This window comes from Streptomyces sp. NPDC001700, assembly GCF_053596435.1.
Genome location: NZ_JBSFGE010000056.1, coordinates 1 through 14,020, shown reverse-complemented (window position 1 = coordinate 14,020; position 14,020 = coordinate 1). Strand labels below are relative to the sequence as shown.

The 14,020-nt window shown below is 70.3% G+C and carries 15 protein-coding genes; 7 read left to right on the top strand and 8 right to left on the bottom strand.

Annotated elements, in window-relative coordinates; all coding sequences use genetic code 11:
- Positions 1–392: 392 nt before the first annotated feature.
- Positions 393–563 carry a hypothetical protein gene (locus ACWC5C_RS41675; RefSeq protein WP_450884513.1) on the bottom strand — a complete coding sequence of 57 codons (171 nt, stop codon included), beginning with the start codon at positions 561–563 and terminating at the stop codon, positions 393–395.
- Positions 564–1,235: 672 nt separating this feature from the next.
- Between ACWC5C_RS41675 and ACWC5C_RS41670 the strand changes: the two genes are divergently transcribed.
- Together ACWC5C_RS41670 and ACWC5C_RS41665 are read left to right on the top strand one after the other, a co-directional pair.
- Positions 1,236–2,492: an XRE family transcriptional regulator gene (locus ACWC5C_RS41670; protein ID WP_450884511.1), complete on the top strand. Its 1,257-nt coding sequence runs from the start codon at positions 1,236–1,238 to the stop codon at positions 2,490–2,492.
- A complete protein-coding gene (locus tag ACWC5C_RS41665) occupies positions 2,483–2,995 on the top strand; it encodes a GNAT family N-acetyltransferase (protein WP_450884509.1) in 513 nt (170 codons plus the stop codon). The genes ACWC5C_RS41670 and ACWC5C_RS41665 overlap by 10 nt, the downstream gene beginning before the upstream one ends.
- Here ACWC5C_RS41665 and ACWC5C_RS41660 read toward each other — a convergent pair.
- The 6 genes from ACWC5C_RS41660 to ACWC5C_RS41635 all read right to left on the bottom strand — a co-directional run bounded on the left by ACWC5C_RS41660 (position 2,942) and on the right by ACWC5C_RS41635 (position 10,184).
- The gene (locus ACWC5C_RS41660) at positions 2,942–3,811 is read right to left on the bottom strand and encodes an alpha/beta hydrolase (RefSeq protein ID WP_450884507.1); all 870 of its coding nucleotides are present in this window, start codon (positions 3,809–3,811) and stop codon (positions 2,942–2,944) included. The genes ACWC5C_RS41665 and ACWC5C_RS41660 overlap by 54 nt on opposite strands.
- Positions 3,812–3,832: 21 nt before the next feature.
- The gene (locus ACWC5C_RS41655) at positions 3,833–4,930 is read right to left on the bottom strand and encodes a diguanylate cyclase domain-containing protein (RefSeq protein WP_450884516.1); all 1,098 of its coding nucleotides are present in this window, start codon (positions 4,928–4,930) and stop codon (positions 3,833–3,835) included.
- A gap of 175 nt (positions 4,931–5,105) precedes the next feature.
- Positions 5,106–5,900 (bottom strand): enoyl-CoA hydratase/isomerase family protein, encoded by a 795-nt coding sequence (locus ACWC5C_RS41650; protein WP_450884505.1) that lies wholly within the window; start codon positions 5,898–5,900, stop codon positions 5,106–5,108.
- A 45-nt stretch (positions 5,901–5,945) separates the two neighbouring features.
- Positions 5,946–7,775 carry a cytochrome P450 gene (locus tag ACWC5C_RS41645; protein WP_450884503.1) on the bottom strand — a complete coding sequence of 610 codons (1,830 nt, stop codon included), beginning with the start codon at positions 7,773–7,775 and terminating at the stop codon, positions 5,946–5,948.
- Positions 7,776–7,870: 95 nt separating this feature from the next.
- Positions 7,871–9,151 carry an adenylate/guanylate cyclase domain-containing protein gene (locus ACWC5C_RS41640; protein ID WP_450884501.1) on the bottom strand — a complete coding sequence of 427 codons (1,281 nt, stop codon included), beginning with the start codon at positions 9,149–9,151 and terminating at the stop codon, positions 7,871–7,873.
- A 145-nt stretch (positions 9,152–9,296) separates the two neighbouring features.
- A complete protein-coding gene (locus ACWC5C_RS41635; protein WP_450884499.1) occupies positions 9,297–10,184 on the bottom strand; it encodes a biotin--[acetyl-CoA-carboxylase] ligase in 888 nt (295 codons plus the stop codon).
- Positions 10,185–10,360: 176 nt separating this feature from the next.
- Here ACWC5C_RS41635 and ACWC5C_RS41630 point away from each other — a divergent pair, with 176 nt between their 5' ends.
- The 4 genes from ACWC5C_RS41630 (at position 10,361) to ACWC5C_RS41615 (ending at position 13,063) form a co-directional block, all read left to right on the top strand.
- Complete coding sequence (locus tag ACWC5C_RS41630) at positions 10,361–11,956, top strand: acyl-CoA carboxylase subunit beta (RefSeq protein ID WP_385446877.1); 1,596 nt, start codon at positions 10,361–10,363, stop codon at positions 11,954–11,956.
- A gap of 26 nt (positions 11,957–11,982) precedes the next feature.
- Entirely contained in the window at positions 11,983–12,189 is a 207-nt protein-coding gene (locus ACWC5C_RS41625) for an acyl-CoA carboxylase epsilon subunit (protein ID WP_450884497.1), read from the top strand.
- A 108-nt stretch (positions 12,190–12,297) separates the two neighbouring features.
- A complete protein-coding gene (gene mmpB / locus ACWC5C_RS41620; protein WP_450884495.1) occupies positions 12,298–12,429 on the top strand; it encodes a morphogenic membrane protein MmpB in 132 nt (43 codons plus the stop codon).
- Positions 12,430–12,460: 31 nt separating this feature from the next.
- A complete protein-coding gene (locus ACWC5C_RS41615; protein WP_450884493.1) occupies positions 12,461–13,063 on the top strand; it encodes a Maf family protein in 603 nt (200 codons plus the stop codon).
- 49 nt (positions 13,064–13,112) lie between these two features.
- On the opposite strand, the gene ACWC5C_RS41610 is transcribed toward ACWC5C_RS41615, so the two are convergent.
- Positions 13,113–13,574, bottom strand: coding sequence for a hypothetical protein (locus tag ACWC5C_RS41610; protein WP_450884491.1), 462 nt, complete (start codon positions 13,572–13,574; stop codon positions 13,113–13,115).
- Positions 13,575–13,919: 345 nt separating this feature from the next.
- Here ACWC5C_RS41610 and ACWC5C_RS41605 point away from each other — a divergent pair.
- Positions 13,920–14,020 (top strand): biotin carboxylase N-terminal domain-containing protein (locus ACWC5C_RS41605; RefSeq protein ID WP_158786612.1); only part of this gene is annotated, 101 nt, incomplete at its 3' end.

Here is a 14,020-nt window from a genome sequence, read left to right as displayed (position 1 = left end):
GTTGTTCAGCTTGCCGAAGCTGACCTGCTCCGGCCGCAGCCGTCCCGCGTCCATCCGCCGCCCCAGATGATGGGCGAGCAGCACGCCCTTGTGCACCCCGGATTCGGGAAGGGGCGGGGTGGGGAACAGACCACCGCCCGAGCCAACGCCCGGCAGCGAGGGGCGGAGCCTTGGGGTTGCTCCCCACCGTCAGAGCCCGGGGGCGCGTGCGGAGGCGCGCCCCCTCCGGGCTCAGAGCACACCGCCGGGGCCCGGGGCGGAGCCCCGGTTCGGGAAGGGGCGGGGCGGGGCGGGGAACAAAACGCGGCGCCGCACCCTACGAACGGCGGACGCGGAGCCCCGGCTCCGGGATGCGGGGGCTTGCCCCCGATTCGGGAAGGGGCGGTTGGGGGTTATCCGGCGGCGAGGCAGGCGGGGCAGCTGATCGCCCGCCGCCACTCGGCCACCTCTCCGGTGGCACCACAGACGGGGCGGCCGTCACACACCTTGTGCACGGTCATCACGTCCTCCCCAGCCGTGCCCGGAACCCAGTCCGTCACCTCGCGGTGGTCCAGATGATCCATAGCGCGCGTCATACCTTTCCCTTTCCGACGCGAGCGCCCCGCTTGCCGTGATCCGGATGCCGACTCAGTAACACGACGCAGTCGGTGACCTTGCTCAGGTCTCCGGACTTGCGCGCCGCTTCCTTCTCGCGTTCCAGGCGGACGCATTCCGCACAGCCCGTGGTCATGACGCCACCGCCGTACGCTGTGCCTCTTCCAGCCGTCGGGCCATCTCGCACGACCGGTCGGGCGTACACGTCCGACACTCATCCCGGTGCCATCAGGTACGCCAGCTGAAGCTGCTCAAGATCGGCGGCGCGGGGGTGTTCGGAGACTTCGCGCTCAGGCACGCCAGACCTCCGCCGGGCGAAGATCTTCGGGACGCGCCTGCCATTCCTTGCCCCCACGTTCGGGCGATCGTGGCTACTCTTGCTCACGGCTGTCTGCCTCACACATCAGGTGGTCCACACCCCCGAGCCGACGCACATCGGTTGCGGGGGTCTTTGCCTCCAGGCACGGACAGGTGCTGCCTGAAGGGCTTCTGTCTTCGTTGTCCGTGGACCTGGTGATGCCTAGTCAACGACTGGGAACGACACGAGGGATAGGTGAAAGAGCCCTGCCTCCCGTGGCATGACTCAGGTGATTTTTACCTTCGCCCGTGCCTGGAGAGCCGCGCGCCGTTACCGTGAGGGCATGGCAGAGGAGAACCGCAAGCTCGCAGCGCGGATCGCCGAATTCAGTTTCCCGCAGGCAGAGTTAGCGCGTCAGATCAATGCTGAGATTGAACTCCTGACAAGCAAGCCGGGCAACGTCACCGATGCCGACATCCGACGATGGCTACGCGGCGAGACCAAGTGGCCGCAGGACCGAATCAGAGTGTGCTTGGAGAAGGTCCTTGACGCCAACGCCGAAGACCTAGGGTTCGTACCTCGCAAGAAGCGCATCGGACCACCGGAGGCACATCCCGTGCACCGACGTGCACTCCTCACCGTCACAAGCGGTACAGCCCTGGCCATTGCCGCTCCGTACGCACCTGTCCATGGGCGCCTTGGCGTCAACGACGTCCGACGATTCCATCAGGATCACGTGGCCATCCTCCGACAGGACCAAGCCGTAGGGGGATCACGGAAGGTGGAAAACCTCGCGGTTGAACTGGCTTCCCGGATTCAGTCCGCCCTTGCCATGTCCTCGTCCTCGACTCGCGTGCGAGACATGCTTCATCGACTCGCCGCCGACGTCATCAGCTCTGCGGCTTTCGCAGCCATCGACGCAAGCTCTCCGCAGCGGGCACGCGCTCATCTCGACAAGGCTCTGGCCTTCGCTGGCCTGTCCCGCGATAGCGAGACGATGTATCACGTCTGGAATCATCTGACCCTCACGTCCAGCCAGCGTGAGAACCACGCCGAAGCCGTCGCCGGGGCAGAGGTGATGAAGCGCTCCTCCATCGCCCGGAGAGATCCGCTGTATGCCTCTCTCGGGCACATTCGGAATGCCAATGGACTTGCGCGCCTCCGGCGTCGCTCAGAAGCTCTTCGAGCCCTCAGGGACGCGGAGTGTGCCTACGCCCGTAGCTCCGACTCGCAACGGCCCGAGTGGATCAAATTCTTCGACGCCAGTGAGGTGGACGCTCTGTCCTCGTTCATATGGTCGGCACTGAGTGATCACGGACGCGCGGAGTTCTGCCTCCATCGCACGCTCGCGGCCATCCCTGACGACATGGCCCGCAACAAGGCTCTGTATACGGCCCACCTGTCACTGGCCCAGGCCAGACAAGGAGACCTGGAGCTGGCCAGTACGACAGCTAGACAGGCTCATGGAATGCTGCTGCCTTCTTCCGGATCGAGAAGAACCGTTCACACTCTGGCCGCGACGCGAAAGGCGATCGTAGCCACAGGCTCAAGAAGTCCCGAAATCGTCGAGTGGATTGAGGAGTCCAGTCAATGGATCTGAAGCGCTACACACATGCCGATGCACGGGATGTCAGGTCCCTGCTGCTCGATATCCATGACGAGGCGTACGCGAACGATCCGAACCCGTTTCACTCGCGCGAACGCTTCTCGTACTTTGTCGACCTGTGGTCCTCACGCGAGAACTGGCAGTGTGTATCGGGCTGGGAAGAGGGCGGCCCTGTCGGGTACGCGTATGGTTCCATGCTCAAGCCCGGTGGATGGTGGAAGGGGCACCAACGGCCGACAGGAACCAGGGGATCAGTCTTCGCGCTGTCCGAGTTGATGGTGGTTCCCCATTGGCGTGGGACCGGCCGGGCAAAGCAGATTCATGACGCACTGCTCGAATCGGTCGAAGCCGATGTCGTAACCCTCCTGGTTGATTCCACCCACCACAAAGTTCAGGCTCTGTACGAGAGCTGGGAGTACGACAAGGTGGGAGATGCGAAGCCATCAGAGGACTCGCCGCTGTACACCGTCCTGGCCAAGGAGATGAAGCGCAGCTGATCCAGCGGCCACCCAGTCGGTCACGGAACGGATGACGAACGCCTGCCATTCCTGACTTTGAGGGTTCAGGTACTGCGGGTCGTCATGCGCAGCGAAACCATGCTGCGCCCCCTCAATCTCGATGAGTTCGCAAGCCCCACCGAACTTCCGCACAGCAGCGCGCGACAATCCAACGGGCACGAATGTGTCTTCAGTGCCATGCACCATGAGCGTTGGCGCCCGCACCTCGCCCAGCACCTCATGCGGATGCAGCCAGAAAACCTCATTGAACAGAGGCCGCCCATGCCTCAGCGTCGGCGTAAATTGGATGAACCCGTCTTCGGACAGCCGCTGAGCTGCTTCCTCGCTGATCGAGTCATCGACCCAATAAGACCGGGTATCGATGGTGCGCCATTTGTAATCCAACTGCGGATTGAACAATACAAGCCGTGAAAGATCCGACGAACGCTTGGCCGCATAGTACGCACAGACGCCACCACCGAAGCTGGCACCCAGCAACGTGACGTCCTGAACACCCGCAGTTTCGCGAACAAAGGCGATGGCTGCACGAATGTCATTGAGAAGGGAAGCCAGGGTCAGCTCTTCCTGCCGACCTTCACTTTCACCATGGCCGCGCAGGTCGAACCGCAAAGACGCCACACCACCTTCAGCCAGCCCCTCGGCAAGGCGCGTGAAAAACCCGCCCTCCTCGCGGGTCACACCCCCACCGTGCACCAGCACGACACCACGCGAACCTGGCGCATCGGGGCGCACGAGCGTGCCCACCAGGTGGAGGCCGTCGAGCGTCCGAAGCATCACGCTGTGAGACGTAGGCATGACGCGAGCGTAGCGCTGCGGCTACGGGCGGCGGCCTCGGAAGCGGCGGCGTTCTCTGGGGCGGTCCACGGGGGTGTCGGCCAGGCGGATCACCGGGTCGTCCGGGCCGCCCTCGCGGCCCGCGACCACCGGCTTGAGGGAGCGCGCCGCCTTCGCGCGGTACTGAGCCGCGTCCGCCAGGCGGAACAGGCGGCGGGCCGACGCCACGGGACCGATCGGGTCGCCGGTCGACGCGATCCCGCACGCGACGCCCTCGCCCATCTCCAGCTCCGCCGCCCGGCGGCACAGCTCATCGGCCACCCGCACCACCTCGTCCGCCGGTGGACCGACCCCCAGCAGACAGAACTCATCGCCGCCCAGCCGCGCCACCAGGGCGCCCGGCAGCATCGCGCCGCAGAGGGAGAGCACCGTGCCGAAACGTTCCAGCAGACGGTCTCCCACCGCGTGGCCAAGCGTGTCGTTGACCCGCTTGAGGCCGTTGAGGTCGCACACCACCAGGGTCACCACGGTGCCGTGCTGGCGGTACGTCTCCAGGGCCTCGTCCAGCCGTATGTCCACCGCCCGGCGGTTGCCCAGCCCGGTCAGGGGGTCGGTGAAGGCCAGGCGGCGGGCCTCCTCCAGGCGTTCGATCTGGGCGAGCCCGGCCGCCGCCACCGAGGCCAGGACGGTCGCGAAGTCGGTGTCGCCCCGGTCGAACACCGGGCTCCCGGCCGCCCGCGCCACGTACAGCTCGCCCCACGCCCGCCCGTGCAGCACCAGCGGCGCGACCACGCACGAGCCGCGCCCGCGCCGCCGCAGGGCGGCCACGCGCTGGTGGCAGTACGAGGCCGGGCCGGGCCCGGTGCCCTCGGCGGTCTCCACCCACGCGTGCGGCTCGCCACCCGCCGCCCACCGCTCGTGCAGGAACTCCGCGATCTCCGGGAAGTCGTGCACCGGATACGACTCGTCCTCCGGCAGCGGCTCCTCCCCCGGCATCAGCTCGCCCACGTTCACCAGGACCCGCAACCGGCCCCGCTCCCGCTCCCACACCGAAACCGCCGCGAAGGTGCCGTCCAGCGCGCGGCGCGCGCTCTCGGCGGCGGCGCCGACCGAGTCGCGCGGCGTGGGCGCCGCCGCCATCGCCTGCGCGAGCCCCACCACCGCCCGCAACCGCCGGTCGACCCCGCGTCCCCCGTCATCCCCGTTGTCCGTCACGTCGGCCTCGCATTCCTCACCATGAGCGCGCGCGTTCTGCACTCAAGAGTAAGAATGTCAAGGACCATCCGCTTTTGGGAGCCTTTTCGGCGGGGAGGCCTTACTCGCCGGGCCAGTCCGGCTTGCGCTTCTCGTTGAACGCCGCGACGCCCTCGGCGCGGTCGGCGGAGAAGGCGATCGTCCGCCAGCCCGCGTCCTCGACCTCCAGTCCGGCCGGGAGGTCCAGCCCGTGCCCGAGCCGCAGCGCCCGCTTGGCGGCGCGCAGCCCGATGGGCGAGTTCGCGGCGATACGTCCGGCCAGCTCCAGCGCGGCCGTACGGTCCTCACCCGGTGCGACGAGTTCGTCCACCATCCCCAGCGCGTGCGCCTTCTCGGCGGGCACCCGGCGGGCGGAGAAGATCAGCTCCGCGGCGCGGGCGGCGCCGACCCGACGCGGCAGCAGCTGTGTACCGCCGCCGCCCGGGATGACGCCTACGGACACCTCGGGCAGCCCCACCACGGCCGTACGGTCGGCGACGATCACATCGCAGGACAGCGCCAGCTCGTAGCCGCCGCCGAGGGCGAAGCCGTGCACGGCGGCGATGGCGGGCACGGGCAGCTCCAGGACGGCCGTATAGGCGGCGCGGGAGACCGGACGGTGGCGCATCATCTCGGCGTCGGAGAAGGAGTTCCGCTCCTTGAGGTCCGCGCCGACGCAGAAGGCCCGCTCGTGGGTGGAGGTCAGCACGACGGCCCGTACGGAACGGTCCTCCGCGAGCGCCGCGCACGCCGCCGCGATGCTCCTGGCCATCTCGGAGGACACCGCGTTCATGGCCTTCGGCCGGTCCAGCACCAGCTCGGCCACGAAGCCGTCCCGCCGGACCGCGACCCACTCCCCGTACCGCTGCTCACCCATCTCGCACCCTCCCGGTTAACGACCGTGAACCGTACCCGGGCTACGTTACCGGCGCCGCCGCCACCGCATCAGGAAGCCCAGCATGGACGGCCGGGGGTGATCGGCGGCGGTGCTTTCGGGGGCTTCGTCGGCGGGGGCCGAAGCCCAGGAAGGGACCGGATGCGGTCCCGGACCCGTACCCGGCGCCGGGGCCGGGGCCTCGGCCGGGTCCGAGGGGGCGCCTGGGGGTGAGGCCGGGGGCAAGGGCGCGCCTGGGGCCGCACCGGGAGCCTGGGGCGCGCCCGGGGCCGCACCCGAGGCCGGGCCCACCCCCGAGCCCGGGGCCCAGCCCAAGTTCGGCGCCGGAGCGCCCGCAGTTGGAGCCGAACCCGGCACAGGGCCAGGGGTCGCGGCCGCATCCGAACTCCCGACCGGGGCCCGGGCAGGGGCGGGGGCGGGGCCAGGGGTCGCGGCCGTGACCGGGGCCGGGCCCGCGCCGGGGGCCGGGGCCCCGCCCGCAACCGGGGCCGCGCCGGGGGCCGAGCCCGCGCCCAGGCCCCCTCCCGGGGCCGGGCGTGCAGCCGAATCGCCGCCCGGAACCGAGGCCGGAGCCGAACCGGGAGCCGTCCCCGCACCGACGGTCGCGCCCGGGAGCGGGCCCGCCTCCGGCGCCTCCCGCTGGGGCGGGTCGGTGGGGGTTGGGGGGAAGGTCACCGGGAGGGTGGTCAGGCCTCGTTGGTAGATGCCGGGGCGCCAGCGCAGTTGGTCCTCCGGGAGGGCCAGGGCTAGGTCCGGGAGGCGGTCCAGGAGCTTCTCCATGGCCACCGAAGCGATCAGGCGGGCCGAGCTGCGGCCCGGGCACATGTGGGGGCCCGCGCTGAAGGCCAGGTGGCCTCGGTTGCCGCGGTTGCGGTCGGAGGAGCGGAGGGCGTCCTGGTTGGCGGCGGCGAAGCTGATCACGACGGGGTCGCCCTCGCGCAGCCGCACCCCGGCCAGGGTGACGTCATGGCGGGGGAAGTGGACGGCGAGGTTGGCCAGCGGCGGGTCCGTCCACAGCACCTCGTCCAACGCGTCCTCGACGACCATGCTGCCGCCGGAGACCCCGCCCGCGAAGCGGTCGTCGGTCAGCAGCACGCGCAGGGCGTTGCCGATCAGGTTGATCACCGGGTCGCTGCCGGAGGCGGTCAGCAGCATCAGCTGCTCGACGAGTTCGTGGTCGGCGAGCCGTTCGGGGTGGGCGATCAGCCAGGAGGTGACGTCGGCGGCGGGCCGGGCGCGCTTGAGGGCGACGAGTTCCTGGAGCGCCGCGGTGATCGTACGGTCGGCTTCCGCCACGTCCGTACCGTCGAAGAGGTGCGCAAGACCGGTGAACAGCCGGTCCGCGATCTCGCGCGGGCAGCCGAAGAGTTCGCCGAGGACGAGCAGCGGCAGCAGCGCGCAGTACTCGGCGATCAGGTCGGCCTCGCCCGCGTCGCAGAACTGGTCGATCAGGGAGTCGGCGATCCGCTCGACGTAGCCGCGCAGCGCGCCCGGGTCGATGCGGCTGGTGGAGTCGTCGATGGCGGCGCGGTACCGCCGGTGCTCCTCGCCGTCCACCGAGGTGGGCTGCGGCCGGTAGCGGATGAGCTGTCCGGCGTGGCTGGTGTCGGGGACCCGGCCCTCGTTCTTCGCCCGCCAGCGCCGCGGGTCCTTGGAGAACGTCTCGGTGCGGCGCAGGATCTCCAGCGCGGTGTCGTAGCCGACGCACAGGGTCGCGGTGACGCCCGGGTCCAGCTCCACCGGGGCCAGCGGGCCGTACGTCTCGCGCAGTCGCCGGTAGACGGCGGACGGGTCCTTGGCGAACTCGGGCGTGTGCAAGGGCTCAACAGCGCCCGTTCCGGCCAGGTCGTCGGTCATGGCGACGAACGCTAGCGGAATGGATTTCCGGCTCGGGCGGACTTCAGCGAAGGGTGAGATTCATCAACCGGCCGCTGGGCCCCGCGCGATCCCGCTCAACCGCGGCGGCTCAGCAGCCACGGCTCCACGACGCCCAGCCCACGCACCGGCCGCTGCCACATCGGCTGGAGCGCGAAGCGGTACGAGGGCGGCTCCTCGCCCTCCTTCTCGGCCTTGGCGGCGGCCTCCGCCGCCTCCGCCTCCGACACCGGGGCCGCCCCGGTGCGGCTCAGCTCCTCCGCGAACGCGCCGTCCACCAGGACCGCGTTCTTGGGGGCTATGGAGGTCAACCGGCTCGCCAGGTTCACCGTCGTCCCGAAGACGTCGCCCATGCGCGTCGTGACCGTGCCGAAGGCGATGCCGACGCGCAGCTCCGGCATCGTCTCGTCATGGGTCAGGGTCTCGATCAGCCGCAGCCCGATCTCGGCGGCGATGCCCGCGTCGTCGGCCGCGTACAGCACCTCGTCGCCCAGCGTCTTGATCAGCCGTCCGCCGTGCGCGGCCACCAGGTCGGCGGCCGTCGTCTCGAACGCCTCGACCAGCTCGCCCAGCTCCTCTTCCTCCAGCCGCCGGGTCAGCCGGGTGAAGGACACCAGGTCAGCGAAGCCGACCGCGAGCCGCCGGTCCACCATCTCCGCGTCGTCGGCCGCCTGGACCACGCGGCCGGTCGCGGCGGCGAGCTGCCGCCGGTAGACGTACACCAGGAACTCTTCCAGCTCCGGCAGCAACAGCTCGACCAGCGGATAGGTGATCTCGGTCCGGGTCATCCCGGACTCCTGGGGCTCGGTGAGCCCCTCCAGGAACGAGTCGATCTGCCAGTCTGCGAGCCGCGCGGTGGTCTGCCCGGTGGACCGCGCCACCTGGATCGCCATCGGCTCGCTCAGCAGCCCCGCCTCGACCAGACCGGAAAGACGCCGCAGGGCCAGCACATCGGCCTCGGTGAGCGCCTTGGCCTGCCCTATGTCGGCGAAGCCCATCGCGCGCCAGAAGCGGGTGGCCAGCTCGACGGAGACGCCCGCGCTGCGGGCGGCCTGGAAGGGGGTGTAGCGCCGCTCGGCGCCGAGGATCAGCTGCTCCAGCCGGAGCGCGATGGGGTCGGGGGCGTCGGCGTCGTCCTCGGCGGGCTCGGCGCCGTCCTCAGCGGGCTCAGCAGCGGCGGCGTCGGCGGCCGGGCCGCCCTCACGCGCCCCGTTCTGCCGTACGGCGTGGTCCTGTACGGCGGCGTCCTGCCCGGCAACATCCTGTCCGGCGGCGGCTTCCTGCCCGGCGGCTTCCGCGGCGGCATCCCGCACACCGCGTCCCTCGGCCGTGCCGGAACCCGCGTCGTCGGCGGTCACCGCCCGCCCCCTGTCCGATCCCTGCGCACTGCCCTTACGTTCCTTCTTCCGGTTCGGCCCGCGGCCGCCCCGAACTGGACGGACCGCCACCACGATACGTCAGGTGTGCCCTAGCTCACTCTCCAGTCCACTTGCTCATTCCTCCTCACTCCCCCGGCGCCGCGGGGCGCAGGTGCACGATGTCCCCGGCCGAGACCGGTTCCTGCACCCCGGCGTCCGAGGCCAGCACCAGCCGTCCGTCGCCGTCGACCGCGACCGCCTCGCCGACGGTCGCCCCGCCGCCCGGAAGCTCCGCGCGGACCCGTCGTCCCAAGGTCGCACAGCCCGCCGCGTACGCCTCCTGGAGCCCGCAGGCCGCCGGGTCGCCCTCGAAGCGGCGCCACTCCCCGTACCACTGCTCGACGGACCGCAGGACGGCCCGCAGCATGGGGTCCCGGTCGGTGGAGATCGCGTCCGCGAGGGCCAGCGAACCGGCCGTCGGCACGGGAAGTTCATCGGCCCGCAGGGAAACGTTCAGGCCGACCCCGATCACCACGGCGTCGTCGGCCCGTTCGGCGAGGATGCCGCCGAACTTCCGCTCCTGGCCGCCGACCGTCACCAGCAGGTCGTTCGGCCACTTCAGCGCGGTGTCCACGCCCGCCGCCCGGCTCAGCGCGCCCGCGCTCGCCACCCCGGCGAGCAGCGGCAGCCAGCCCCAGCGGGACGTGGGGACGCCCGCGGCGCCCGGCCGCAGCAGAATGGAGAAGAACAGTCCGGACCGGGCCGGGGCGGTCCAGGCGCGGTCGAGGCGGCCGCGACCGGCGTTCTGCTCCTCGGCGACGAGGATCACGCCCTCCGGGGCACCGGCCCCGGCCCGGGCCACCAGATCGGTGTTGGTCGAGCCGGTCGCCTGCACCACCTCCAGCTCGGTCCACAGCCCGCCGGGGCGCACCAGGGCGCGGCGCAGGGCGGTCGCGTTGAGCGGCGGCCGTTCCAGGTCCGTCCAGCGTCCGCGTGGATCTCCTGGGCCCCCGGGGGTGTCAGATGGCGTCATACGGGCCAGCCTAGGACTAGGACCAAGAGGTGTGGCCAACGACGCAGTGCCACCCGGCGGAGGCGCCGATACGCTACGGACCGGTAGCCCAGCCAGCGCAAACCCCACCAACCCCCCAGAACCTCAGCGTCACGGTCCCAGAATCCACCCCAAGGACGAGCAGGAGCCGCATCCCGATGTCCGAGCCGGAGATTGCCCCCGAGATTCCAGATCGTCACACCACCGCGGGGAAGCTCGCGGATCTGCAGCGCCGCATCGAAGAAGCGACACACGCGGGCTCCGCGCGGGCGGTCGAGAAGCAGCACGCCAAGGGCAAGCTGACCGCGCGCGAGCGCATCGACCTGCTCCTCGACGAGGGGTCCTTCACGGAGCTGGACGAGTTCGCCCGGCACCGGTCCACCAATTTCGGCATCGAGAAGAACCGGCCCTACGGGGACGGCGTGGTGACCGGCTACGGCACGGTCGACGGGCGCCCGGTGTGCGTCTACTCGCAGGACTTCACGATCTTCGGCGGCTCGCTGGGCGAGGTCTACGGAGAGAAAATCGTGAAGGTGATGGACTTCGCGCTGAAGACCGGCTGCCCGATCGTCGGGATCAACGACGGCGGCGGCGCCCGGATCCAGGAGGGCGTGGTGGCGCTCGGCCTGTTCGCCGAGATCTTCCGCCGAAACGTTCACGCCTCCGGGGTGATCCCGCAGATCAGCCTGATCGTCGGGCCGTGCGCGGGCGGCGCGGTGTATTCGCCCGCGATCACCGACTTCACGGTCATGGTCGACCAGACGTCACACATGTTCATCACCGGACCGGATGTGATCAAGACGGTCACCGGTGAGGACGTCGGCTTCGAGGCGCTGGGCGGCGCCCGCACCCACAACACCACCTCCGGTGTCGCCCACTACATGGGCGGCGACGAGAAGGACGCCATCGAGTACGTCAAGACGCTGCTGTCGTACCTGCCGTCCAACAACCTCTCCGAGCCGCCCGCCTTCCCCGACGAGGCCGACCTGGAGACCTCGGACGAGGACCGGGAGCTGGACGTCCTCATCCCGGACTCGGCGAACCAGCCGTACGACATGCACCGGGCCATCGAGCACGTCCTGGACGACAGCGAGTTCCTGGAGACCCAGGCGCTCTACGCGCCCAACATCATCACCGGGTTCGGCCGGGTCGAGGGCCACCCGGTGGGCATCGTGGCCAACCAGCCGATGCAGTTCGCGGGCTGCCTGGACATCGGCGCCTCCGAGAAGGCCGCGCGCTTCGTCCGCACCTGCGACGCGTTCAACGTGCCCGTGCTGACCTTCGTCGACGTGCCCGGCTTCCTGCCCGGCACCGACCAGGAGTACAACGGCATCATCCGGCGCGGCGCCAAGCTGATCTTCGCGTACGCGGAGGCCACGGTCCCGCTCATCACCGTCATCACCCGCAAGGCCTTCGGCGGCGCGTACGACGTGATGGGCTCCAAGCACCTGGGTGCCGACCTCAACCTGGCCTGGCCCACCGCGCAGATCGCCGTCATGGGCGCCCAGGGCGCGGTCAACATCCTGCACCGCCGTACGATCGCGGCCGCCGACGACCCCGAGGCGACCCGCTCCGAACTGATCGCGGACTACGAGGACACCCTGCTCAACCCGTACACGGCGGCCGAGCGCGGCTATGTCGACGCGGTCATCATGCCGTCCGAGACCCGCCGCCACATCGTGCGGGGGCTGCGCACCCTGCGGAACAAGCGCGAGCAACTGCCCCCGAAGAAGCACGGCAACATCCCGCTCTAGGTTCAGGACAGGAAGGGCTGTTTCCAATGATCCGAATCGTCCGGGGCAATCCCACCCCAGAGGAGTTGGCAGCCGCACTGGCGGTCGTACAAGCACGCGCGGCGGCCGCGACGACCGCCGCGCAGAGCGACGGCGTACCGGAGGAGTGGGCCGATCCGGCCCGCACCATCCCGAGCCGCCGCGTCCCGCAGCCCGGCCCCAAGGCGTGGCGTACGACGTACTGGCCCGCCTGATCCGACATCCGACATACCGGCACTACCCGGAAATAGTTCCTCCGCCCCGTGGCGCCTGAGTACGCGTACTCAGGCGCCACGCGACCGTCCGGCCGCACTATCGGTCGCATGCTGTGGTCCGAGCCGCCCGATGAGCCGCCAGAAGATCTACGGCGCGCTCAGGCGATGCTCCGCCGCGCCCGGGCCGTCCTGGCGATAGCCGTCATGATCGCCACCTGCCTCCTCACACTGCACCCCTGAGCGGTGCTTCGGCAGCGCCTACTCTGGGCCCATGACTGCCCAGCGCACCCTGATCCTCGCCTCCGCCTCCCCCGCCCGCCTCGGACTGCTGCGGCAGTCCGGATTCGCGCCGGAGGTGATCGTCAGCGGAGTGGACGAGGACGCGCTGACCGCCGAGACGCCCGCCGCGCTGGCGCGGGTGCTGGCGGAGGCCAAGGCGGCGGCCGTGGCCGGTCTCACGGAGGCCGACGGGGCGATCGTCGTCGGCTGCGACTCGGTGCTGGAGCTGGACGGGCAGGCGCTCGGCAAGCCCGCGGACGCCGAGGAGGCCACCGCCCGCTGGAAGTCGATGCGCGGCCGGTCGGGCGTCCTGCGCACCGGGCACTGCGTGATCGACACCGCGAGCGGCCGCCGCACCTCGGCCACCGCCTCCACCACGGTCCACTTCGGCGAGCCGACCGATGCCGAGGTCGCGGCGTACGTGGCCAGCGGCGAACCACTGCATGTGGCGGGCGCGTTCACGCTCGACGGGCGTTCGGCGCCGTTCATCGAGGGCATCGAGGGCGACGCGGGCAATGTGATCGGGCTGTCGCTGCCGATGCTGCGCACGCTGCTGGCCGAGATCGGCGTGGGCATCACGGACCTGTGGGCCTGAGAGCCGCCTGAAGGCTGCTTTAGGGCTGCTTGAAGGGGACTCAGGAGCCTCAGGCCGGGCTGGGGGCGTCCTGGCCGCCCTCGGCCCCGGCGGCACCGCCCCGGCCCGTGCCCTCCGGCTCGTACGCCAGCAGGCTGAGCACCACCAGCCCCAGCACCACCATCATGACCACGAACGCGGGCCAGCCCACCAGGCCGACCGAGAGCGCGCCCACCACGCCATGCGTCACCGCGCAGGTGATGAGGAGGATGCGGCCGAAGCGGCCGGGCGCGCGGTCGCGCAGCGCCATGCGGAGCAGGACCGCGCCGCACAGCAGCAGATAGCCGCCGAAGAGGCCGCCCGCGACCCAAGTACCCACGGACATCGCGTCGGTGTCCAGGCCCGCCAGGGACATCTGCTGCCGGTCCACGACCAGGCCCAGGATCCAGTTCAGCAGCGCTATGCCGACCGCTTCCAGCGTCAGCGTCATGGCCGCCACCGCGGCCACTGGTCTGCGTGCCACCCCGCCCACCTCTTCCGGTTCGACATCCTGAACGCTACTAACGGGTAAGCCGCCCCACAAGAGGTGCGCGAGGCCCTGGTCCCAGCAGGACCCTGCGGCAAAGTTTCCGCCCCTCGTTCGTAGGAATCCCACAAAGAAACGCGAAGCTCCGCAGCACGGCGGGGCAGAGACGCTGCCCACACCACGGATCTCGCCGCGGGGCCGAAAACCGGGCGTACCGTGGAGCGACGGGGGAATCGGCTGTCTGCCCTGGGCAGGGTTAACGCTCCGTGTGGTCAAGCTCACGCCCGGGGGCTTCTCGGCGTGTGGTGTCACCTGTACCTAAACTCGGCTTGTTTCAAGGAGGGAGTCATCGTGCGCAAGGTGCTCATCGCCAATCGTGGCGAGATCGCTGTCCGTGTTGCCCGTGCCTGCCGGGATGCCGGGATCGCGAGCGTAGCCGTCTACGCGGATCC

Coding starts and splice junctions, on each gene's coding strand:
- ACWC5C_RS41675 (WP_450884513.1), bottom strand. CDS start 563: ATGGATCATCTGGACCACCGCGAGGTGACGGACTGGGTTCCGGGCACG.
- ACWC5C_RS41670 (WP_450884511.1), top strand. CDS start 1,236: ATGGCAGAGGAGAACCGCAAGCTCGCAGCGCGGATCGCCGAATTCAGT.
- ACWC5C_RS41665 (WP_450884509.1), top strand. CDS start 2,483: ATGGATCTGAAGCGCTACACACATGCCGATGCACGGGATGTCAGGTCC.
- ACWC5C_RS41660 (WP_450884507.1), bottom strand. CDS start 3,811: ATGCCTACGTCTCACAGCGTGATGCTTCGGACGCTCGACGGCCTCCAC.
- ACWC5C_RS41655 (WP_450884516.1), bottom strand. CDS start 4,930: ATGGCGGCGGCGCCCACGCCGCGCGACTCGGTCGGCGCCGCCGCCGAG.
- ACWC5C_RS41650 (WP_450884505.1), bottom strand. CDS start 5,900: ATGGGTGAGCAGCGGTACGGGGAGTGGGTCGCGGTCCGGCGGGACGGC.
- ACWC5C_RS41645 (WP_450884503.1), bottom strand. CDS start 7,775: ATGACCGACGACCTGGCCGGAACGGGCGCTGTTGAGCCCTTGCACACG.
- ACWC5C_RS41635 (WP_450884499.1), bottom strand. CDS start 10,184: ATGACGCCATCTGACACCCCCGGGGGCCCAGGAGATCCACGCGGACGC.
- ACWC5C_RS41630 (WP_385446877.1), top strand. CDS start 10,361: ATGTCCGAGCCGGAGATTGCCCCCGAGATTCCAGATCGTCACACCACC.
- ACWC5C_RS41625 (WP_450884497.1), top strand. CDS start 11,983: ATGATCCGAATCGTCCGGGGCAATCCCACCCCAGAGGAGTTGGCAGCC.
- mmpB (WP_450884495.1), top strand. CDS start 12,298: ATGCTGTGGTCCGAGCCGCCCGATGAGCCGCCAGAAGATCTACGGCGC.
- ACWC5C_RS41615 (WP_450884493.1), top strand. CDS start 12,461: ATGACTGCCCAGCGCACCCTGATCCTCGCCTCCGCCTCCCCCGCCCGC.